At 73.4% G+C, this 22533-nt stretch carries 13 protein-coding genes; 11 read left to right on the top strand and 2 right to left on the bottom strand.

What is annotated here, in order from left to right:
• The first annotated feature begins 2 nt into the window (after positions 1-2).
• From LP52_RS13890 to LP52_RS13865, 6 genes are all read left to right on the top strand, one after another.
• A complete protein-coding gene (locus LP52_RS13890) occupies positions 3-995 on the top strand; it encodes a UbiA family prenyltransferase (protein WP_040273894.1) in 993 nt (330 codons plus the stop codon).
• A gap of 73 nt (positions 996-1068) precedes the next feature.
• Complete coding sequence (locus LP52_RS13885; RefSeq protein ID WP_052809825.1) at positions 1069-2415, top strand: protoporphyrinogen/coproporphyrinogen oxidase; 1347 nt, start codon at positions 1069-1071, stop codon at positions 2413-2415.
• On the top strand, positions 2412-4037 hold the full coding sequence (locus LP52_RS13880) for a class I adenylate-forming enzyme family protein (protein WP_052809824.1): 1626 nt from the start codon (positions 2412-2414) through the stop codon (positions 4035-4037). Before LP52_RS13885 ends, LP52_RS13880 begins: the two co-directional genes overlap by 4 nt.
• Before the next feature lie 49 nt (positions 4038-4086).
• Positions 4087-6012 carry a CoA transferase gene (locus LP52_RS13875; protein ID WP_084723177.1) on the top strand — a complete coding sequence of 642 codons (1926 nt, stop codon included), beginning with the start codon at positions 4087-4089 and terminating at the stop codon, positions 6010-6012.
• A complete protein-coding gene (locus LP52_RS13870; RefSeq protein WP_084723176.1) occupies positions 6009-7781 on the top strand; it encodes a class I adenylate-forming enzyme family protein in 1773 nt (590 codons plus the stop codon). The genes LP52_RS13875 and LP52_RS13870 overlap by 4 nt, the downstream gene beginning before the upstream one ends.
• Before the next feature lie 8 nt (positions 7782-7789).
• Positions 7790-8692: a class I SAM-dependent methyltransferase gene (locus tag LP52_RS13865; protein ID WP_052809823.1), complete on the top strand. Its 903-nt coding sequence runs from the start codon at positions 7790-7792 to the stop codon at positions 8690-8692.
• A gap of 238 nt (positions 8693-8930) precedes the next feature.
• Here the strand turns inward: LP52_RS13865 and LP52_RS13860 are convergent, their stop codons facing one another.
• On the bottom strand, positions 8931-9257 hold the full coding sequence (locus LP52_RS13860) for a hypothetical protein (RefSeq protein ID WP_040273893.1): 327 nt from the start codon (positions 9255-9257) through the stop codon (positions 8931-8933).
• Positions 9258-9682: 425 nt separating this feature from the next.
• Here LP52_RS13860 and LP52_RS13855 point away from each other — a divergent pair, with 425 nt between their 5' ends.
• The 5 genes from LP52_RS13855 to LP52_RS27300 all read left to right on the top strand — a co-directional run bounded on the left by LP52_RS13855 (position 9683) and on the right by LP52_RS27300 (position 20391).
• On the top strand, positions 9683-10387 hold the full coding sequence (locus tag LP52_RS13855; RefSeq protein WP_040273891.1) for a response regulator transcription factor: 705 nt from the start codon (positions 9683-9685) through the stop codon (positions 10385-10387).
• Positions 10384-14424 (top strand): MMPL family transporter, encoded by a 4041-nt coding sequence (locus LP52_RS25790; RefSeq protein ID WP_238580917.1) that lies wholly within the window; start codon positions 10384-10386, stop codon positions 14422-14424. The genes LP52_RS13855 and LP52_RS25790 overlap by 4 nt, the downstream gene beginning before the upstream one ends.
• A gap of 454 nt (positions 14425-14878) precedes the next feature.
• Positions 14879-18097, top strand: coding sequence for an AfsR/SARP family transcriptional regulator (locus LP52_RS13845; protein WP_040273890.1), 3219 nt, complete (start codon positions 14879-14881; stop codon positions 18095-18097).
• 555 nt (positions 18098-18652) lie between these two features.
• Entirely contained in the window at positions 18653-19876 is a 1224-nt protein-coding gene (locus LP52_RS13840) for a hypothetical protein (protein WP_157036328.1), read from the top strand.
• Complete coding sequence (locus tag LP52_RS27300; protein WP_157036327.1) at positions 19873-20391, top strand: hypothetical protein; 519 nt, start codon at positions 19873-19875, stop codon at positions 20389-20391. Before LP52_RS13840 ends, LP52_RS27300 begins: the two co-directional genes overlap by 4 nt.
• Here the strand turns inward: LP52_RS27300 and LP52_RS13830 are convergent.
• Complete coding sequence (locus LP52_RS13830) at positions 20294-22480, bottom strand: ATP-binding protein (RefSeq protein ID WP_084723174.1); 2187 nt, start codon at positions 22478-22480, stop codon at positions 20294-20296. The two genes, LP52_RS27300 and LP52_RS13830, sit on opposite strands and share 98 nt — an antisense overlap.
• Between the last annotated feature and the right edge of the window lie 53 nt (positions 22481-22533).

The raw sequence follows: 22533 nt of genomic DNA, 5'->3' as shown, positions 1-22533 counted from the left end.
CCATGCCCCCCGACGATCCTCCGCGCACCGCATCCGCCCCCCGGCCCGCCCCGAGCGGTGTGCGCCAAGGCAAGATCGCCGCCTACGCCCGCCTGGCCAAACTCGACATCATCGACTACTACCTCGGCCTGCTGATCGTGTGGAGCCTGCTGGCCCCCGCCGTGCGCTTCGAGCCCTCCGTGCTGATCGCGCTGGCGCTGCTGCTGGCCGGCGAGCTGTGCATGGTCGCGGCCATGACCTCGTTCGACGACGTCACAGGGCTGCGCGACGGCAGCGACGCCGCCAACTACGGGCCCGACGCGCCACGGCGCAAACTCGTCCGCAAGCCCCTGATCGCGGGCACGCTCAGCGAAGCCGAGGCGATCGGCTTCGGCCGGCTCGCCGCCGTCGCGGCGGCGCTGCTGTGGGCGGGTGCGGTGGCGGTCGCGCCCCACGGCCCGCTGTGGGCGATCGCCGCGCTGGCGCTGTGCCTGGTGTGCGCGGTGCAGTACTCCTGGGGCCTCAAGCTCAGCTACCGCGGGTGGCAGGAGGTCTTCCTGGTCGCCCTGGGCGTGGGGCTGCTGGCCGGGCCCTACGGGCTGCTGGCAGGCACCGTGGGGGCGTTCGTGCTCGTCCAGGGCGTGCTCTTCGGGATGGGTCCGCTGCTGTTCGGCGTGTACTCCAACACCAACGACATCCCCGGCGACGCCCGCGTACACCGCCGCACCGTCGCCGTGCTGACCTCGCCGCGCGGCAACGCGGCCTTCGTCGCAGCGGTCTCCGCGGCCGAGGCGGCCGTCATCCTCGGTGCCACCGCCCTGGGCATCGCGCCCTGGTGGTTCGCGATCGCCCTGGCGCCCACCATGGTCCTGCGCGCCGCGCAGTGGACCATCGGCTTCGCCCGCGGCGACATCCTGCGCGCACGCAACCTCGGTATCACCATCCACCGCGTGACCGTCGCCCTGCTCATCGCGGTGAACCTGCTCGGACCGACGGTGCCGGGAGGCCCCCTGTGACCGCCGGGGCGGGGCGGGGCTCCGCGCAGCGGAAGCGCGCCGCCTCCCGGCGCGAACAGCAGGGCGGTGGCCCGTGACGCCCGCGACACCCGACATCGACACCGCCGTCGTGGGTGCGGGCGTCGGGGGACTCGCCACCGCCCACGCCCTGGGCCGCGCGGGCCGCGGCGTCCACGTGTTCGAGGCGGCCGACGCCGTCGGCGGCAGGATGCGCACGCTGCACAGCGACGGCTGGCGCATCGACACCGGCGCCGAGATGCTCCCCTCCGCCGGCTACACCGCTACGTGGTCGCTGATCCGCGAGCTCGGAATGGCAGCCGAGGTATCGCGTGTACCCGGCGCCCTTTCGCTGTGGCGCGGCGGCCGTGCCCGTCCCCACGCCGGCCGGCCGCTGGGGCTGCTCACCGGAGGCGGGCTCTCCCCGCGCGCTCGGCTGGAGCTGGTGCGACTGCAGGCGGGTTCCGGCGGGGACGTCGGCGAACCGGCGGACCCGGTGACGCTGGAGGAGTTCGCCGCGTCCCGCAGCCCTGAGGTGCGCGAACGGTTCCTCTACCCGCTCGCCGCCGGCTTCTTCGGCTGGCGCCCCGAGCGGTCCGCGGCGGCCCCGCTGCTGGCGCACCTGCGCTCCACCGGCAGCACCGCGCACTGGCGTACCTACCGCGGCGGCATGGACGCCCTGGCGCGTCGGCTCGCCGCGGGTCTGCAGGTATCCACCGGTACCGCGGTTCACAGGGTCGCCGCGGTGCCGGGCGGCGCCCGGCTCACCCTCGACGGCGGCACGGTCACCGCGCGCTCTGCCGTGCTGGCCGTGCCCGCGCCGGTGGCCGCGCGGCTCCACCCCGGCGCACCGGCCGACGAGCGCGGGTTCCTCGCATCGTGCACGTTCGCGCCGATGCTGCGGGTGAGCCTGGCGCTGGCGCGCAGGCCCGCCACCGCCGGCGGCATGCGCGGTTTCGCCACGCTGATCCCCGCAGCCGAGGACGACCTGCTCAACGTGATCACCCTCGACCACAACAAGCACCCCGACCGCGCCCCCGACGGACGCGGCCTGGTCTCGCTGATCGCCGCACCGCCTGCCACCGCCGCACTCATGGGCGCCGGCGACGCCGAGGCCACCGCCGCCCTGGCCGAGCGCGCCGAACGCTACCTGCCGGGGCTGCGCAGCCTGGTCCGCCGGGTTCACGTCCACCGGTTCCCCCACGGCCTGCCCGAGGCCACCCCCGCGGCGCTGCGGGAGCACCGCACGTTCCGCGGCCGCCCGGCGCGCGCTGTCGACTACGCCGGCGACTGGACCCAGCTGCGCCCCTGCAGCGAGGGCGCGGTCGCCTCCGCCCAGGTCACCGCCGCCCGCCTGCTCGCTCACGCCGCCGAGCGCCCCACGTCCACGCACCCAGTCCGCCCGGGAAGGACCCTGCGATGAAGCGGCTTGACGTCGCCACGCTGTTCGACACCCTCGCCGACCGGCGCAGCCCAACCACCGCCTACTTCAGCCGCCCGCTGGACATCGACCCCTGCGCCGCGGTCGCCCACGGAGTCGCCGACCTCGCCGGGCTGGTGGAGGACGCGGCAGGCTGGCTGGCCGCCGCGGGCGCGGGGCCCGGTGACCGCGTCGCCATCGTCAAGGACAACCACTGGGACATCGTGCTCCTGGCCATGGCGGCCGTGCGCATCGGCGCGGTGCCCGCTCCCATCGCCGCCCACCTCGCCCCGCCCGCCCTGGGCACCCTTCTGGCGCGGTTGCAGCCCGAGCTCGCCGTCCTCGACGGCGCCGCCGCCGAGCGGTTCGCCGCCGCTGGGATCGCACCGACCGCCCGGCGGCTGCTGCTGCTCGACGGCCCGCCCGAGACCCTTGCGGGCGCGGTGCCGCTGGCCGACGTCCGCGGCCGCCGCGCGCCCGCGCCGCGTCGGCGCCGCGACGACGAACCGCTGATCATCGTGCACACCTCCGGCACCACCGGCACCCCCAAGCTGGTGGCCCACTCCGGCGCCACGATCGTGCGCCGCCTCATCGGCTTCGAGGCCCACCGCTGGCCGGTGCTCAGCAGCCGCCCCGACGACAGCGTCGCCGCGGCGACCTCCTTCGTGCACGGCCGCGCGTTCGCCTGGACGGCCAGTGTGTTCTGGCTGTGCCCGCGCGAGGTCGGCCTCATCGCCGACCATGCACCCGCCGACGCCGAGCCGTTCCTGCGCGAGCATCCGCCCACCACGCTGGAGGCGCTGCCGGCGACCTACGTCCGCTGGCAGCGGTTGGCCCGCGCCGACGCCGCGGAGAACGTGTTCCACAGGGTGCGGCTCTACATCAGCACCTTCGACGCCGTGCACCCGCCGGCCGTGCGCACGTTCCTCGCGGCCAGCGGGCACCGCCGCCCGGTGTGGCTGCAGGGCTGGGGCCAAAGCGAGACCGGGCCGCTCACCTTCCGGCTGCTGACCCGCAAGGCTGTGGCCGCCGAGGGCGAGCGCCGCCCCACCACCCGCGATCTCGGCCGCCCCGTACCGGGGCGAACCCGGATCAGCGTGGTCGACCCCGCGACCCTGCGGCCCCTGCCGCGCGGGCGGCCCGGACTCGTCCTGGCGCGCACCGGGGCCCTGGGGCTGGGCTATGTCGGCGAGCCCGAGCGGTGGGCGGCGAAGGCGCTGGGGCGCTGGTGGAACACCGAGGACATCGGCGTGCTGACCCGCGGGGGTTCGGTGCGGATACTCGACCGCGAGATCGACTCCGTGGAGGGCATGAGCTGCGTGGAGGTCGAGGACGTCGTCGACGACCGGATCCCCGCGGTGCTGGAGTGCATCGTCCTGCGCCCCAAGGAGGGGCCGCCCCTGCCGGTGGTGGTCACCGAGTCCGGCCTGCTCGATCCGGACACCTGGCACCGCGCCACCGCCGACCTTCCGCCGATGGCCGAACCCCTGGTGGTGAGCTGGGACGACCTTCCCCGCACCGGTACCGGCAAGGTCCGCCGGCCGGAGCTGCGCGCCCGCCTGCTGGGCACGTCCCGCCGCATCCCCCACCCGCGTGCCGCCGGCCCCGCAGCGGCAGACGAATGAAGGAGGCGGCAGATGAAGACGAACCGACCGACCGAAAGGAAGAAGCGCGATGACGCTGTCTTCGGAGAGCATCGCCGCCGGCGACACGGCAGCGCCGCTCGCGGAGTTCACCGCGGGGCGCTCGGGAGACTCGGTAGCGGCGCGAGTGGCCGAGGGGCATCTCCGGCTCCTCGGAGCCGATCGGGCTCCCTCCTCCGGCGATGATCCGCAACCGGAGGCCGAGCCGCGCCCCGACTCCGCCGGCCGACTGCTGTTCGACACCCCTGACGGCCGAATCACCTGCGACATCGGCTGGGCCGGTCCGCTCGCCCTCCCGCTGGGCGACGAGGCCGGCGTCCAAGCCGCCTGCGGCATCATGCACGTCCACGGCCGCTCCGCCGGCCGTCCCCGACCGCTCGGAGTCGACTACGCCGGTGCGGTGAGCGGCGTGCTCGCCGTCCACGGGGTACTGGCCGCGGCGATCGCGCGGATGCGAGGCGGTGCCACGACCGGGGTTCGAACGTCGGTCGCCCAGGCCGCGCTGCTCAGTGTCGGGCAGTACCTGGCCGCCGCGACCGCTTCCGGTGACAGCACCCCGCACCCGCGGATACCCGGCGGACCGCCGTTCACCTCCGCCGACGGGGTGCGCTTCGAGATCGAGGCGTTCGATCCCGAGCCCTGGCAGCGGTTCTGGTCGCTGCTGGGCGCCGACCGCACCACGCTCGCCGACGGGTGGCGCCCCTTCCTGCACCGCTACGCCACCGCGGTGTGCCCGCTGCCGCCGGAACTGCACAGCGCCGCCGCCGCGCACGTGTTCCACGAGATCGCCGGTGCCGCCCAGGCCGCAGGCATCAGCCTCGTCCGCGTCCGCGGGGGCGCCGACATGCCGGCACCCGGCGGGCCCGGCGGCGTCGCTCCGTGGCGCCTCACGCCCGAGACGCCGGCGCAACCGGGGGATCCGCCGCGGCCCCGCCCGGCCGGCGCGGCGCTCCCGCTGGAGGGCCTCGTCGTCGTGGAGTCCACCCGGAGGGTCCAGGGACCGCTGGCCGGGCACGTGCTGCGGCTGCTCGGCGCGGAGGTGGTCCGTGTCGAACCGCCCGGCGGCGATCCCCTGCGGTGGATGCCGCCGACGGTGGGCACCTGCTCGGCCCGCTTCCTCGCGCTGAACCGCGGCAAGCGGGTCGTCGAGATCGACATCAAGTCCGCCGCCGGGCAGCACGAGGTTCGCGAGCTGGTCGCCGGCGCCGACGTCTTCGTGCACAACTGGGCACCGGGCAAGGCCGCCTCCTTCGGGCTGGACGCCGCCGACCTGCAGGCGGTGCGGCCGGGCCTCGTCTACGCCCACGCCGGCGGCTGGGGCCGCGCCGTAGGGGCCGGATCCGCCATGGGCGGTGTCGAACCGCTGGGCACCGACTTCCTGGTGCAGGCGCACAGTGGACTGGGCGCGCTGCTGCGCCCGCGGGGCGAGCCGCCCGCGCCCTCGCTGATGACACTGACCGACGTGCTGGGCGGCCTGGTCAGCGCCGAGGGTGTCCTCGCCGCGCTGCTGGCGCGCTGCCGCGGCGACGGCGGCGCCCGCGTCGACTCCTCCCTCCACTCCGCCGCCGAAGTGCTGACGGCCTCGGCCGTATCCGGCGGCGGGGGGAAGGGGCCCGGGCAGCGACTCGGCGCCCGGCGCCCGCTGTGGGGGCCGCTGCACGAGCCCCTGCCCACCCGAGACGGCCACCTCGTGCTCAGCTCGTGCGCCCGCAGCGCCCCCGAGCGCCTCGCCGGCGTGCTGGGCCTCGCCCCGGGCGGCGACCCGGGCGCCGCCGTAGCCGCGCACTGCCGCGACCGCGGCGCGGCCGAACTCGCCGGACGGCTGCGCGGCACCGGGCTGGACGCGGTCCCCGTGTGCACCGACCTGGCGGCGCTGGCCGCCGACCCCCGGTTCGCCGGCGTCCTGGAGACCGAAGGCGCCGCATTCGTCCGCTCACCCTGGGAGTTCGCACCGTGACCGACGCCTGGACCTCCGCCAACGGGATCGTGCTGGCCGACCTCGTGCCCCCCGGACTGCGCCGCAGGTGGGTGGACGAGGGCTACTGCCCCGACACCGACCTCTACACGCTCTTCCGCCGCCGAGTGCGCGACCACCCGCACCGCCACGCCGTCGCCTGTCCCGAGGGCACACTCGACTACGCAGCCCTGGACGCGCGCGTGCGCGGGATCGCCGCCGCGCTGACCGAGGCGGGGGCCGGCGCGGGCGACGTCATCGCCGTCCAACTGCCCGACGGGTGGCGGGCCGTCGCCGCCGAACTGGCGGTCGCTGCCGTGGGGGCGGTGTCGCTGCCGTATCCGGCCATGCGCGGGCGCGCCGGTATGGCCGCGCTGCTGCGGCGCTCGCGCGCCGGCGCCGTGATCGCGGGCGACCCCTCCGGCCGCACCGACCCGCTCACCGAGCTGGCGCGGCTGCGCGGGGAACTGCCCTATCTGCGGCGGGTGTTCTCCCTCGGCGACGCCCGCGGCACGCCGGCCGGTGCCGTGCCGCTGGACGCGGCCGCCGAGGAGGGCGCCCGCGCCGGGTTCGACGGCGACGGACCCCGCGTACCCGTGCACCCGGATTCGCCCGCCCGCATCCTGGTGACCTCCGGCTCGGAGTCCGAACCCAAGATGATCGCCTACTCGCACAACGCGTTCGCGGGCGGGCGCGCCAACTACGTCGCCGCGCTGCACGACGGCTCGGTGCCCATGCGCAACCTGGTGCTGGTGCCGCTGGCCTCCTCCTACGGCTCCTTGGGCGTCCCGGTGACACTCGCGGGACTGGGCGGAACGCTGATCGTGCCGGGAAGCTCCGATCCCGCCGCTGCGCTGCGCGCGGTCGGTGAGCACGAGCCCACCCACCTCTTCGCCGTGCCCACCCTGCTGCGGCGGATGGCGGCCCACGCCCGTCTCGCGGAGGAGCACACGCGGTCGCTGCGTGCGGTGGTCACCAGTTCTGCGGTGGCCGAGGCCGACGTGATCGACGCCGCGCGCGAGCGGTTCGGCGTGCCGGTGCTCACCGTCTACGGGTCCGCGGACGGGATGAACTGCCACACGCCCGTCGGCGCGTGCGCCCGGCCGGGCGGCGTCACCGGGCCGCCCGATCCGGCGGTGGCCGAGATCCGCATCGTGGGGCCCGACGGGCGCGACGCCGAGCCGGGCGGCGAGGGCGAGATCTGGGCGCGCGGCCCCATGAGTCCGCTGTGCTATGTGAACGCACCCGAGTTGGATGCGCGCTACAGGGCCGAGGGCGGCTGGGTGCGCAGCGGCGACCGCGGCAGGTTCGAGCCCGACGGTGCGCTGCGGGTGATCGACAGGCTCAAGCGGGTCGTCAAGCGCGGCGGCTACTCGATCAGCCCGCGCGAGGTGGAGCAGCTGGCCGCCGCGCACCCGGCGGTCGCCGAGGCGGTGTGCGTGGGGGTTCCTGACGCGGACCTGGGCGAGCGGCTGTGCGCGTGCGTGGTGCAGGACGAGGGCAGCGAGCCGCTGAGCCTGCCGGAGCTGAACACCTTCCTCGAGGAGGGGATCGGCCTGGAGCGCGCGAAGCTGCCGGAGGTGCTCCTTCGCCTGGGTGAGTTGCCGCTGGGCGCCACGGGCAAGGTCTGCCACCGCACGCTCGCCGAATGGGGAGCCTCCGGTGCAGAGCATGCGTCCGGCACCGCGGGCACCGCGGGCACCGCGAGGGCCCCGGCGGCGGCGTCGGCGGCGGAGGTCGGTGGCGCGGTCGCGCCGGAGCACAGCAGGTAGGGGGAGACGTGGCAGAGGCGGCGGAGACAGCGGTAGGGGCGGCTCCGGAGGCGCCGGGGGAGGCGGCGCCGGACAGCGGAACGGCCTACGCCTTCGACAACGACAGCGACCACGCCGGCGAGCAGCACAGCTGCCTGGCCGCGGCCTACGATCCGACGACCACCGAGCGTCTCGCCCAGACGGGTGTCGGCTCCGGTTGGCGGTGCCTGGAGGTGGGGGCCGGCGGCGGAAGCGTCGGGGTGTGGCTGGCCCAGCGCGTCGCTCCCGACGGTTGGGTGGTGATCACCGACGTCAAGCCCGTGCGCATGCCGCAGAAGGCCGGTATGGCGGTGCTGCGCCACGACATCGCGCGCGACCCGCTTCCCGAGGAGGCCTTCGACCTGGTCCACGCGCGACTGGTGCTCATGCACCTGCCGGAGCGCGAGCAGGTGCTCGCCCGACTCCTGCGCACGCTGCGCCCGGGAGGCCGGCTGCAACTCGACGAACTCGACGCCACCCACGCACCGGGCCTGCTGACGCCGGAGCCGGAGCCGGGGCCGGAGCCGGGGCCGGAGCCGGAGCCGGCTCCCGCCACATCCGCGGCGGCCGAACTCTACGCACGGTTCCACCGGGCCAAGCTCCAGGCGCTGAAGGCCGCCGGCGCCGACCCGGCCTGGGGCGCGCGAGCGGCCGAGGCGATGCGCCGGGCCGGGTTCGCCGACGTCGAACCGCACCCGCACGTGGAGCGGTGGCGCGCCGGTTCCCCCGGCGCCCGCCTGCAGGCCCACCACACCCACCATCTGCGCAACGCTCTCCTCGCCGCGGGCATGACCGACTCCGACCTCTCCCGCGTGCGCGACCTGCTGAGCCACCCCGACTTCTGCGCCTGCTCCCCGGTCTTCTACACGATCCACGGTCGGCGGCCTTGCTAGACGCTGAGGAACTCTCCAGCGGGACCGCCACCACGCCCCGGCTCGGTGCCGTCCCCGCGTGAGCGGTGGTCCACGGTTCCGGGAAGCGGGTTTCCCGCTGAGCGGAGGCCGCGCCGTTCAAGGGGCCTCGCCGAAGCAGGGGGCGGCCGACGTTCAGCCGGACCCCGCCGGAAAAGGGTGATCCCGTTCCCCGCCGGGGGGCATGGCGGGGAACGGGTTCCAGGGGAGATGCGGGTTCTCAGCCGATGGAGAAGCTGAAGGGTCCGGTGAGTCCGCTCGCCGGTGCGTGCCACCCGTGGTCGGGCTGGACCGGGACCCCGGGGAACATGCAGCCGGGTTCGGAATGGATGGTGACGACCGAGTCGGTCTGGTTCAGCAGGACGTGGGCGGTTCCGGGAAGGGAGTAACAGGCCCCGTCCGGGGGATTCTCGTAGGTGTCCAATCGCTCCAGTTCGGTCTTGAAGACGACGACGTCGCCGGTCGCCGCCTGGGCTGTTCCGGAGGTGGCCATCACCAGGGCACCGGCCAGAGCTGTGGCGGAGAGAGCGGCCGAGAACAGGCGCATAAGAACTCCGAAGTACTCAATGCGGAATATCCGGACACGCGCTGGATTCCGCGTCCGGGGTGACGTACCGATTCTGTTTGCGCTTCGATGTCGGAGTCAACCGATTCGCATATTCGGTTCGCTTTTCCGGGCTCCGGTATGGCCTTGCGGTCGGCCGGAAAATCCGACGTGTATTACGGGAATTCGTCCGTGCATTCCCGCGAACGACGGCCCGGTCACGCCCCCCGACACCTGACGCGCGCCTGATGGCGTTGATCTTGTACCTGCAGTCACTGTGAGCGGTCACATGTGACCATAGGTACAAGATCAACCTCGGTGGTGCGCAGAATGTCCTGTGTGTCCTGCCCGCGCCGCGGGTCTCACGGGAGCGGCCCCCCGCCGCCTCTCATCTTCTTCTCATCCGCTTCGGATTCGCTGGACGGCCGATGACCAGACCCAGGATCCTCGTCGTCGACGACGAGCCCAACATCGTCGACATGGTGACCACCGTGCTGGAGTTCCACGACTTCGAGATGTCCTCCGCCGCCACCGCGGCCGAGGCCTACGCCGCCGCTCACACGCACCGGCCCGACCTCGTGGTGCTCGACGTCATGCTGCCCGACGGCGACGGCTTCGAGGTGTGCCGCACGCTGCGCCGCTCCCTGCCCCGTGTGGGCATCGTCCTGCTCACCGCCAAGGACGCCCACAGCGAACGCGTCGCCGGGCTCACGTTCGGCGCCGACGACTACGTCACCAAGCCGTTCAACATCGACGAACTGCTGGCCCGCGTGCGCGCCGTACTGCGCCGCATCCTGCCCGAAGCGCCCGAGCAGGAGCCGCAGGACACCCTGCTGCGCTTCGCCGACGTCGAACTCGACGAGCAGGCCTGCACGGTCCAGCGCGCCGGCCACCCCGTCAGCCTCTCGCGCACCGAGTTCGAGCTGCTGCGCTACCTGATGCTCAACCGCGGCCGCGTGCTCTCGCGCGGCCAGATCATCGACGCGGTCTGGAGCGCCGACTACACCGGCGGATCCAACATCGTCGACACCTACATCGGCTACCTGCGCCGCAAGCTCGGAGCGTTCGGACCCAACCTCATCCAGACCCAGCGGGGCTTCGGCTACGTGCTGCGGACGTACGGGGACACATGAGCGGCCCCCGGCTCCGCCCCCGCACCCTGAGCGGCCGCATGGTGGCCGTCAACGCCGTCCTGATGGCGCTGGCCCTGGCCGCCGTCGCCGTGTTCAGCGCCGCCTTCCTGCGCTCCTACCTCCTCGACCGCGTCGACGAGCGCATCGAGATCGCCGCCGAGTTCGCCCGCGCCCGCCAAGCCGACATCTTCGCCGACGACCCCGCCGACCTGGTCAAGCAGGTACGCGCCCCCAGCGACTTCATCGTCGAGTTCACCGAGGGCGGCACCCCCGGCACGCCCGGCGCCCGGATCCACCGGCTCCAGGGAGCGGGGCCCGTCCTGCTTCGCGACATCGACATCGACTCGGCTCCCACCGGCCCGTTCACCGTCCACCGCGACGGCTCCGACTACCGCGTCGCACTGGTGCACCTGCCCTCCTACGACACCGTCGCGCTCATCGGGGAGCCGATGGCGCCGGTCGACGAGACCGTCCAGCGCCTGGTCGCGGTCGAGGCGCTGGCGGGTTCGGTGATGCTACTGGTCGCGCTGGTCGTGGGAGCGGCGGTGATCAGACGCGGCCTGCTGCCCCTCGGCGACGTCGTCGACACCGCCGAAGCCATCGCCTCGGGCGACCTGGAACGCCGCGTACCCGCACCGCAGGCCGCGGACGCCGACGAAACCCGCCGGCTTACCCTGTCCATCAACCGCATGCTGGCGCGGCTGCGCTCGGCCCTGCACGCCCGCGAGGCCTCCGAAGAGCGGCTGCGCCGCTTCGTCTCCGACGCCTCCCATGAGCTGCGCACCCCGCTGACATCGGTCCGCGGCTACCTGCAGATGGTCGCCCAGGGAGTCGTCGACGTGGCCCGGCGCCCCGACGTGATCACCCGCTCCCAGCAGGAGTCGGAGCGCATGGCCGCCATCGTCGACGACCTGCTGTACCTGGCGCGCCTGGACGAGCGGCCGGAGCCGCGGCGCGAGGTGGTCGAGCTCGGCCGCCTCGTCGCCGACAGCGTCGCCGACGCCCGCGCCGCCCAGCCCGAACGCGAATGGCGCGCCGACATCGCCGCCGAGGGCCTGGTCCTGGGCGACGAGCAGGAACTGCGCCAGGCCGTCGCCAACGCGCTGGCCAACGTGCGCGTGCACACGCCCGCGTCCAGCCCGGCGAGTGCCGCCCTGCGCCGCGTCGACGGGCGCGTGGTGCTGGAGATCAGCGACGCCGGGCCGGGCGTGGCCGCGGAGACGGCGCAGTTCGTGTTCGAACGCTTCTACCGCAGCGGCTCGTCCTCGCAGCGGCCCGGCAGCGGGCTGGGACTGCCCATCGTCCGGGCGGTCATGCGCGGCCACGGCGGCGATGCGGTCTTCACCTCCTCGCCCGAGGACGGCACGACGGTGCGCCTGGAGTTCCCGCCGCTGGAGGAGGCCGGCACCCCCGAGGCCTCCGGCTCCGCGCAGTCGCGTGACGACGATCTCCCCGCCGGCGGCGGACTCTCATCGGATTCTCATCCTCCTCCGCACGGCGCTTCATCGGGACCGGATGAGGTGGCCGCGGACGATCGGACGGGGACGAGAGGACGAGCGAGCATGGCCCGATTGCTGTACCGCCTGGGCGGATTCGCGTACCGCCGGAGATGGCTGACGGTGGCCGTGTGGCTGGTCGTGCTGGTCGCCGCCATCGGCGCCGCCGTCCAGTTCCGCGCGCCCATGAACGACAGCTTCACCGTGCCCGGGACCGAGTCCGACCAGGCCACCGACCTGATGGACGCGCGGTTCGACGGCATGGGAGGCACGGTCACCACGGTCCTGCGCGCGGCCGACGGCGGCGACGTCATCCATGACGACACCTACGCCGAGGCCGTGCGCGACACCGCCGCCGAACTGGAGGACGTCGACGGCGTCGAGTCCGTCATCAGCCCCCACGGGTCGCTCAGCGATGCGCGCGAGGAGTACCGCGAGGGGATCGCCGACGCGAAGGAGGACGCGCTCGATACCGCGCGCGAGCGGGTCGAGTCGCAAGTCCCGCCCGGCACGCCCGACCGCGATCGGATCATCGCCGAGCAGCTGCCCCAGGCCGAGGAGCAGGCCCTGCAGAAGGTCGAGGAGGAGTCGCCGGCCTTCGACGAGGAGCAGGTCCTCGATCGGATCCCCCAGATCTCCGACGACCGCACCACCGCGATGCTGCGTGTGCAGCTGACCCAGCCCGGCGACTCCGTGGACCAGGAGACCGTCGACGCCATCCTGGAGACCGGCGACAGCGCGCGCGACGCCGGCATGGACGTCGAGTTCAGCGGCCAGGCCATCTCCATGTCGCCGCCCGAGGTCGGTTCGGGCGAAGCCGTCGGCGTCGTCGCCGCCCTGGTGATCCTGGTGATCAACTTCGGCGCGGTGGTCGCCGCCGGGCTGCCGATCATGGTGGCGCTGCTGGGCGTGGGCCTGGGCATGGCGCTGCTGTATGCGGCGACGGGGCTGGTGGAACTCAACAACACGGCGCCGATCCTGGCGTTGATGCTCGGCATCGCCGTGGGCATCGACTACGTGCTGTTCGTGCTTTCGCGCCACCGCAAGCAGGTGGCCGAGGGCATGGACCCGGCCGAGTCGACGGCGCGCTCCATCGGGACCGCGGGCAGCGCCGTCGTCTTCGCCGGCGCCACCGTGGCCATCGCGCTGGCCGGGCTGTCCGTCGTGGGGATCCCGTTCCTGACGATGATGGGCATCGCCGCGATGGTGACCGTCGTGATCGCCGTGCTGCTGTCGATCACCCTGCTGCCTGCCCTTCTGGGCTTCCTCGGCCGCCGCGTGGCCGCCGGCCGCCTGCCGTTCCTGGGCCGCCGTGCCGACGCGGCGATGCGCACCGAGCGCCCGATGAGCACGCGGTGGGTGCGCTCAGTCACGCGTCACCCGCTCGCGACGGTTCTGGCCGTGCTGGCGGTGCTGGTGGTCGCGCTGGTGCCGGTGCGCGACCTGCACCTGGGGCTGCCGACGGACGCCACCAGCCCGAAGGACTCCACCCAGCGCCAGGCCTACGAGATCATCAGCGAGGAGTTCGGCCCCGGCTACTCCGCCCAGTTGGCGGTGGTCGCCGACCTCACCGGCCTGTCCGACACCCCGGGCGCCGCCGACGACGTCGCCGAGCGCCTGGAGGAGGTCGAGGGCGTCGAAGAGGTCATGCCGCCCCACCTCAACGACGTCGAGGACACCGCGATCATCTCCGTGGTGCCCGAGTCGGGGCCCTCGGACTACGCGACCGAGGATCTGCTGCACGACGTGCGCGGGCTCTCCGACGAGATCGACGAGGAGATCGGGGCACGGATCACGGTCGCCGGAGCCACCGCCACGGCCATCGACACGTCCGAGAGGCTCGCCGAGTCGCTGCCGGTCTTCCTCACGGTCGTCATCGGTCTCGCCCTGGTCCTGATGGCGGTGGTGTTCCGCTCGATCGTCGTGCCGGTCAAGGCGGCCCTGGGCTTCGTGCTCAGCGCGGGCGGTGCGCTGGGAGTGACGGTGGCGGTGTTCCAGTGGGGCCACGGCGCCGAACTGCTGGGGGTGGAGTCCTCGTCGACGCTGCTGGCGTTCATGCCCACACTGCTCATCGGCATCCTGTTCGGGCTGGCGATGGACTACGAGGTGTTCCTGGTCTCGCGGATGCGCGAGGACTACGTGCACAACGGGGACGCGCAGGAGGCCGTGGCCACCGGGTTCCGCCAGGGCGCCCGGGTCGTCACCGCGGCGGCGGCGATCATGGTCACCGTGTTCGCGTCGTTCGTGTTCAGCGACAACGAGATGGTCAAGCCCATCGCCTTCGTCCTGGCGGTCGGCGTGCTGTTCGACGCGTTCCTGGTCCGGATGACCCTGGTGCCGGCGGTGATGGCCCTGTTCGGCCGCGCGGCCTGGTGGCTGCCCAGGTGGCTGGACGCCCTGCTGCCCGACGTGGACATCGAGGGTGAACGCCTCGCCGCGATCCACCCGGCGTCGTCGACGGAGAAGGACGCCGCCGAGCAGGCGGACGCCGAGTCCTCCGCGGCCGAGGACGCCCCTACCGGCGGTTCCGCCCGCCGGTAGGGCCCGGTGGGTCCAGCGCCGCGGCGACGGCGGCCGCCTGCTGCTCCCCACTGACGAGTGGCGGGCGCCTCTCGGCGGCGTCGGCCGCACCGAACTGTAGCCCCCGGAGTACGCGAGAGCCCTCGGAGCGATCCGAGGGCTCTGCGCATGCGTCCGGAAGGCGCATGGCACCGTCCCGGCATGCCGCAGCTGCGGCAACACGGTGGCTGCGTGAGCGATTCACGTGCATCGGAACATGAATTCGACTATGCATTTTATCGCCGGAGGCCGATAATTCCGGGTGCTGTGTTGAGGCAGTCGCCGACTGTCCGCAGGTGCGCGCAGACTGGCTCATGGTATCGCCGCAAGGGCAGCCCGAAAGGATTGTCTCGTGTCTCCGAAAAGGATCAATGGTTTATGTATGGCTTGACTCGAATTCAGGTGTGACCATAGTCGGCGGGAGGAGTGGTGGCCCGTGGAGATCCGACTGCTCGGGCCGGCGGTGCGCGTCCTGGTCGACGGTCGGGTCGCCGACGCCGGAACTCTGAAAGAGCGTTCGATACTCGCCGTACTCGCCTTGTCCGCCGGAAAAGCGGTGCCGACCGCCACGCTGGTCGAGCGCATCTGGGGCCCTTCGCCTTCGGCCTCGGTGCGCTCCAGCCTGTATTCCTGCATCGCCCGTATCCGCTCGCGACTGGAGTCGGCGGGTTCGGAAGTCGGGCTCCGCAAGCTGCCCCACGGCTATGCCCTGGAGATCGCCCCCGACGCCGTCGACTGGCACCGTGTACGGAACCTCCGCCGCCAGGCCCGCGACCTGGCCGAGTCGGGCGACCACCGCACCGCCGTCGTGCTGCTTTCCACAGCCCTGAGCCTGTGGGAGGGGGAGCCGCTTGCGGAGATCCCGGGCGACTGGATCCACGGACACCGCGCGTCGATGAACCAGACCCGGCTCCTCCTGGTGGACAGCTGGGCGCGGTCGTGCCTGCGGATCGGACACTACGACGACGTCATCGCCTCCGTGTCCGAGACGGCCGCGCGGCACCCCAACAACGAGCGGCTCGCCACGCTGCTGATGGAGGCACTGGCGGGCAGCGGCCGCCATGCCGAGGCCGCGGATGTGTACCACCGGCTGCGCAGTGTGCTCGCAGAGGAGGGCAACAACCCCGGCGGCCCCGCTCAGGCGGCCTTCCAACAAGTGCTGGCAGACCAATCCCGGGACGCGGAGGGCTCCGCCGAGTCGTCTGGCGCGCCCCGAGCGAACGCCGAACCGGCCGCAGCGGCGTCGCCGGCCCCCGCCGCTCCAGCGGCGCCCCGCGTTCACGACAGCCTCCCCCGCGACATCGGCGACTTCACCGCGCGCGGGCCTGAACTCGCCGAGATCCTCTCACGCGCCTCGGAAAGGCCGGGCGGGACGACGGTGGCGGTCGTCAGCGGGATGGCCGGTGTCGGTAAGACGGCGCTCGCGGTCCGCGCCGCCCACCTCCTGCGCGACGATTTCGACGTCCGCCTCCGATTGGACCTGCACGGCCACAGCCCCGGGCAGGCTCCGACCGAGCCGGGCGAGGCGCTGCACACGCTGCTGCGCGAGTTGGAGGTCGATCCCGAGCGAATCCCTCCGGAAACCCAGGCGCGCGCGGCCCTGTGGTCGAGCCGCCTGGCCGGGAGACGGGTCCTGCTCGTGCTCGACGACGCGGCACCCGGGCGGGTCGCCCCGCTCATACCGGGCACGCCCGGCTGCGTCGTACTCGTGACGAGCCGGTGGCAGCTGACGGAACTCGACGGTGTGCATCACCTCCGTCTCTTCGAGCCGACCGAGTCCGAGGCGGCCGGGATGCTCGCCGCGTTCGCGGGCCTCGGGCCGGACGGCGAAGGCGACCCCGACGTGCGGCGGGTTGCGGCCGTGTGCGGACGCCTGCCGATCGCGCTGCGGGTGGCGGGCGCCCGACTGCGCCGCCACCCCGCGTGGACGCCCGGCCACGTCGCCGACCGCATCGCCCGCAACGGGCTGGCGGAGATGCGGTCCTTCAGCCACGACGTGGCAAGCGTCTTCGAGATGTCGATGCAAGCGCTCGGGGACGCCGCCCGTGCCGCCTTCCTGCGGGTCGGCTCGCACCCGGCCGCGGAGCTGTCGCTGTCGGCGCTCGCGGCCGCGCTCGACGACAGGACGCCGCATGCCGCCGTGGCGGAGTCGGCGGCGGAGGAACTGCTGGAGACCAACCTGATCGAGGAGACCGCCCCCGGCCGATACCGCGTGCACGGACTGCTCCACGAGTTCGCCCGGCTGCGTGCCGCGGAGCTGCTGCCCGTCGAGGAGCGGCGCGCCGCGCTGCTGCGGCTCCTGGATCACTACTGGTCGGCGGGCGACACCGCCGACCGGACCGTGCACCCCGAGCGCCGCCGCGCGCGGGAGCGGCCGAGCGCCTCGACACCGCCGCCTCCGTTCTCCGGCGCCGCCGAGGCCCGTCGCTGGTTCGAGGAGGAGTACCAGGCGATCACCGCCGCGATCGCCGCCGCCCGCGACGGCGAGTTCGCCGACTCCTCCGACGTGCGCCGCTACGCCGTGCGCCTGCCCTTGGCGATAGCCGGCCTGAACGACTCCGACGGCGCGTGGGAGCACGCTGAACACGACCTCGCCGCCTGCCTGGAGCTGTGCCGCGAGCAGGAGGACGAGGGCACGACGGCATTGGCGGCCTTCGAGCTCAGCTGCTTGCAACGGCGGCTGCGCCGCCTGGACGACGCCGAGGAGAACGCCGAGGCGGCGCTGGCGCAGTGGTGGAGCCAGGGCGACGTGACGGGGGAGGCGTGGGCGCGGGACCAGCTCGGGCTGGTCCATTGCGACGCGGCTCGGAACCTCGACGCCGTCGCCGAGCATGAGGAGGCGCTGCGGCTGTACCGGACCGCCGGCGATCTGCGCGGTTGCGCCTTGGCGCTGGACCACCTGGGTATCTGCCGCACGAGGACCGGGGACTACGACGCGGCCGAGGCCGCCTTCGAGGAGGCGCTGGGCATCTGGCGAGCCGCCGCGGAACGCCCTATGGAGGCGCGGACCATGGTGAACTCCGCCTTGCTCCTGTTGGAGCGCGGTTACCACCGCGATGCTCAACGTATGTGCGAGCAGAGCCGCGCCCTCTTCCTGGATGTCGGTGACAGGAGGGCGGCCGCGCAGGCGTCGAACAACATCGGCGAGGTCGCGCTGTACCGGCAGGAGTACGGCGATGCTGTCGACCACTTCTCGGCCGCGAGGGACCTGTTCCGAGAGTTGGGCGACGATCACAACGCGATCCAGGCCGAAGTCGGGCTCGGCCGGACACTGGTCGCCTGCGGACGGGCCGTGGAGGCGCAGGAGACGCTGCGGCAGGCGTCCAGTGCCGCGGGGCGGCTTCGGGATCGTGCTCTTGAAGCCGAACTCATGCTCGCTCTGGGGGACGCCTCGGTCGCGCTGAAGCGGGACAGTGACGGGCGACTCCACTACCAGAACGCGCGTGAGCTGGCAGGACGCGGAGTATCGGCATCCTGGGAGCAAGGGGCGCACGACCGACTCGGCGATTTGAGCATCCGAGAGGGGCGCGGTGCCGAGGCTCGCACCCACTGGGGGCGGGCGCTGACGATTGCGCGGGCGCTGAAATCGCCTCAAGAGCGGTCAATCCGTCTGAAGATCGACTTGCTCGGACACTCCGAATCTATCGCCCTTTAATTCGGAAGTCGGAGAAAACCAAGGTGTCGGCGGTGTCGGGGGCTTCGCGCTGTCTTGTCGGGTTCTGCGGCCATCGCCCCGACCTGCTACCATCTCCGCAAGTCAAGATCATTCGCATGGGAGTGCGAGCTGTTGGCGCGGTCCGGAGTCCGGGCCGGTCTGGTCTGTGACGGTGAATTTCCTTCCGTGTTCCGGGGGCCTTTGTAAGCCTCCGCCATGCCAGATATGGGTGGACTCGTGTTCCTGCTGTATGTATGCTCATTCTCTGTTTTCGTATTCGGGTGGATCTTCATGAACTGAACCGGTGGCGGGATGCGCTCGCAGGTCTCCCGTGCCCGTGCGCCTCTCAAGACTGCGGCCGGCCTGCAGTGCAAGGAATTCCTGCAGTCGCTTGCAAGGTTCCGCAGGTATCCGCAAGGCCGCACGCAAACTCCCCCGTCCACTATCGATTCAGCAGATCGATTACGGCGATGGGAGGAGACTGTGGTCGGCGACGAATGCAGCGCATGCGGCGACGCCTCGGGCAGATGGGGGGACACCGGACCGCTCGCCCCCTTGACCTGGCCGGTCGAGCACCGAGTGCTGGCGATGGTGCAGTCCTGGCAAGGCGGCGACCGCCTGGCCGACATCGTCCCGCCGGTGATCGAGGCCGACCCGGCGGTGCAGCTGATGTACACGGCCGTGGAGAACGATTCGCAGTTCTCCGCATCCGGCGCGGACTACCTCCGCCGGCTGGACGGGTTGGTGCTGCCGTGGGAACGGGCGCGGGCTTACCGGTACGACCTGGCGATCGCGGCCCACACGGGCGAACTTGAGCAGGTCAGGGCTCCCGTCCTGGTCGTGCCGCACGGCGTCGGCATGTCCAAGCTGGTCCCGCGCCGCCCCGGGTACGGCCCGCCCGCGCGCCGACCCGTGGGCGGGGCGGTGGCCGGCGCGCTTGTGCGCTACGGCCGGGTGGCGCCCGCGGTCATGGGCCTCGCCCACGAGCGCCAGCGTGCGATCGTCGCCCGCGAGGTACCCGAAGCCGCGGGCGTCTGCCGCGTCGTGGGCGACCCCTGCTACGACCGCATGCTCGCGAGCGCGCCGTTGCGTAGCGCCTACCGTCGCGCCCTCGGAGTCGGTGAGCACCAGCGCCTGCTCGTGCTGTCCAGTACCTGGGGGCGCACCGGCCTCGCGGGCCGCTGTCCGGAACTCCTCACCCGCCTGCCCGCCGAACTGAGCGGCGACCACGTCATCGCCGCGGTGCTGCACCCCGCCGTCTGGTCGGCGCACGGCAGGCGCCAAGTCGCCGCCTGGCTGGCCGAGGCGCGACGCGCCGGGCTCCGGTTGCTCGCGCCCGACGCCTCCTGGCAGGCCGCGTTGGTCGCCGCCGACGCCGTCATCGGCGACAACGGTGCCGTGACCTGCTACGGCGCCGCCCTGAACCGCCCGACGCTGCTGGCGGCCGGAGACCTCACCGACGTCGTCCCCGGCTCGCAGGTCGCCGAGCTCTACCGGCGCGCCCGCCCCCTCGATCCCCGAGGCGGGGTGCGCGGGCAGATCGAGCGGGCCGTCGATCGCCACGACCCCGCCCACGGCTCGGCGATCGCCGGGCTCCTCACCTCCGCGCCGGGCCGCTCGGCGGAGCTGCTGCGCGTGTGCGTCTACGAGCTGATGGACCGCACGGAGCCGTCTCACCCGCCCGCTGTGCACCACCTGCCCGTCCCGGACGTGCTCGACTACGGTCCCGCGGCGGCCCACGGGCCCGGCGGAGCCGAGGCGGAGAGGCGGGCCGCATGAGCGCGCCGGTCCGCGCCCGCGTGCACACCGATGTGGCGCTGCACCCGGCCACCGGCTCCCCGCCGCACTTGTTCGCGGACGACCAGGTGTGGGCGGCCGAGGACGCCGAGCAGCCGTGGCTGCTGGCCGCCGACGTCGTCTCGGTCCGGCGCCCCGACTCGCTCCCTCCGCCCGGCGCGGCGGAACGGGGGGCGGCACCGCCGCACGGGAGCGCCGGCGGGGCCGCCTGCCGTGGCCCCGCCCGCCGGGTCCTCGTCGTAGGCGGGTCCGATCCCGCCGTCCTCGCCGACGGATGCACCGCCGCGCTGCCCGCGCGGTCGGCCTGGGACGCCCGCGTGCTCGGCGCCTTCGTCCACACCTGGCTGGCGGCGGGGCTGGACACCGCCGAGCTGGGTCGCGCGTGGCCGGGGCGGGTGCTTACCGGGTTCCGGGCGGCGGCGGGGCGGCGATCCGTCGCCGTATCTCTTCGGCTCGGGGAGACCCGAGCCTGCTGTAGATGGTCGATGCGGTGCTGAGGTGCTCGCGCTCGTCGGCGGTGCGCCCCTCGGCGGCGGCCGCGTCGGCCATCAGCACGTTGATGCCGGCGATCTCGGCATCGGCGCCCAGGGCGGTCGCGATGCGCAGCGCCTCGGCCGCCGCCCCGCCGGCGTCCGCGTCGAAGGACCGGCGGCAGGCCGCGAGCCCGACCAGGGTCCGCAGTCGCATGTAGGGCTCGTCGTCCTCGGTGAAGTACTCCAGCGCGGCCTGGAAGTGCCCCTCCGCCGCCACGCCGTCGCCGCGGTCGCGGGCCGCTTCGCCCATGCGGCGCCGCATCAGCGCGATGCCGCGGCGGCGCCCCAGCCGCTCGTGGATCCGCATCGCCCATGCGAAGCGTTCCGCGGCCGCCGCCGGTGCGCCCATGGCCAGTTCGGCGACCCCGACGTCCTCCAGCGCCGAGGCCCGACCGAGGTCGTGGCCGGCGCGCGTCCACATCTCCAGGGCGGCGTTCAGGGGCTGGCGCGCGGCCGCCGCCTCGCCCCGGTGCAGCCGCAGCACACCCAGGCCGTCGAGCATGAACGCCTGAGCCGCCGGGTCGTCCAGGTCGCGCGCCGCGGCCAGCCCGGCCGTATAGGTCGTCGCCCAGGTGTCGAAGTGCTTGCGCTGCACGAACAGGGTGCGCAGCGCCTCGCACAACTGCCAGCTCACCTCGCTCGGGCCATCGGCGCGGCAGGCCGCGACCCAGGCGCTCAGGTTCGCCAGTTCGCTCTCCAGCCAGACCAGAGCCGAACCCCGGTCGGCGAAGCGCTCGCCGCCGCGCCGGTCCGAGTAGCGGGATCCCAGGTGCCAGCGCCCCGGATTGAGCACGGCGTCGGCGTCGACGGCAGAGTCCAGGTAGTGGTCGATCAGTCGCCGCCGGGCCTGTCCGCGCTCGGCGGTGGACTCCTCATCCTCGAGCAATCGTCGCGCGTGCAGGCGGTTCAGGTCGTGCTGCCGATAACGGCCGGCGGTGTGCTCCTCCAGCAGGTGGACCGAAACCAGTTCGTCCGCCGCCTCTTCGGCGTCCGCGGGCTCGGCGTCCAGCAGCGCGGACATCGCGGGGAGCGAGGCGTCGGGCCCCGCCGCATGACCGAGACCGCGGTACAGCCGCCGCGCCGGATCGCTCAGTGCGGCGTAGGAGGCGTCCAATGCGGTGCGCACCGACAACTCCTCCTCTCGGCTGAGCCGCGCCAGGCGGTCACGCTCGTCGGCAAGCCGGTCGGCGAGGTGGCCGACGCTCTGCCGGGGGCGCAACGATAGGGGGCTCGCGGCCGCGCACAGCGCGAGAGGGAGCCGCCCGCACAACCCGACGAGCCGCCGCACCGCATCGGCCTCGCCGCGGGCGCGCTCGGCGCCCAGTATCCGTTCCACCAAGCGCGCGGCGGCGGTCTCGCCCAGCGGCTCCACCGCCACGGACACGGCGCCGTCGGCGGCCAGCCCTGCCAGTCGCAGACGCGTGGTGACCAGGACGATGTGGGCGCCCGCACCCGGCAGGAGCATGCGCACCTGCGCGGCCGATGCGGCGTTGTCCAGGAGGAACGCCATACGGCGCCCCGCCGTCAAGGAGCGGAACTGGGCGGCGCGCCCCATGGGGTCCAGCGCGATCCGGGCGGGGTCGGTGTGCAGAGTGCGCAGGAAGCCGTCCAGAACACCGGCCGGATCGACCGGGCCGCCCCCGGCGAACCCGCGCAGGTCGGTGTAGAGCGCACCGTCGGGGAAGGAATCGGCGGCGGCGTGCAGGAAACCCGTCGCCAGCGCTGTTTTCCCCACCCCGCCCGGACCGCTCAACACGACCACGCGCGGCGACCCGTCCTCGCGCGCGGCGCTGGCGGCCGCGTCGAGCCGGTCGAATTCGGTTTCCCGATCGGTGAAATTCCGGGGCCGCAGCGGAATCTGGCGCGGGATTCCCGGTGCGAACGGGGAATGCACGTGGAGGTCGCCGTGGACGGTGCCCGCCTGCACGACGGCGCCCACGTACCCGCCGGAAACGACGGTGTCGTTGCTCTGGTCGGACGGTGTGCGCGATCGGCCGGGCACGTTTCGGCCCGCCGCGCCGCGGCCCTCGGATCCGTGGGGGGATGCGCGCATCGGCGTTCTTTCCTCGATCCGGCGGAGGATCGAGCATAACACCCGGTTTTCGA

The organism is Streptomonospora alba, from assembly GCF_000826685.1.
Taxonomy (GTDB): domain Bacteria; phylum Actinomycetota; class Actinomycetes; order Streptosporangiales; family Streptosporangiaceae; genus Streptomonospora; species Streptomonospora alba.
Note: the sequence above shows the minus strand (reverse complement) of the source record. Positions and strands in the feature narration are given on the sequence as shown.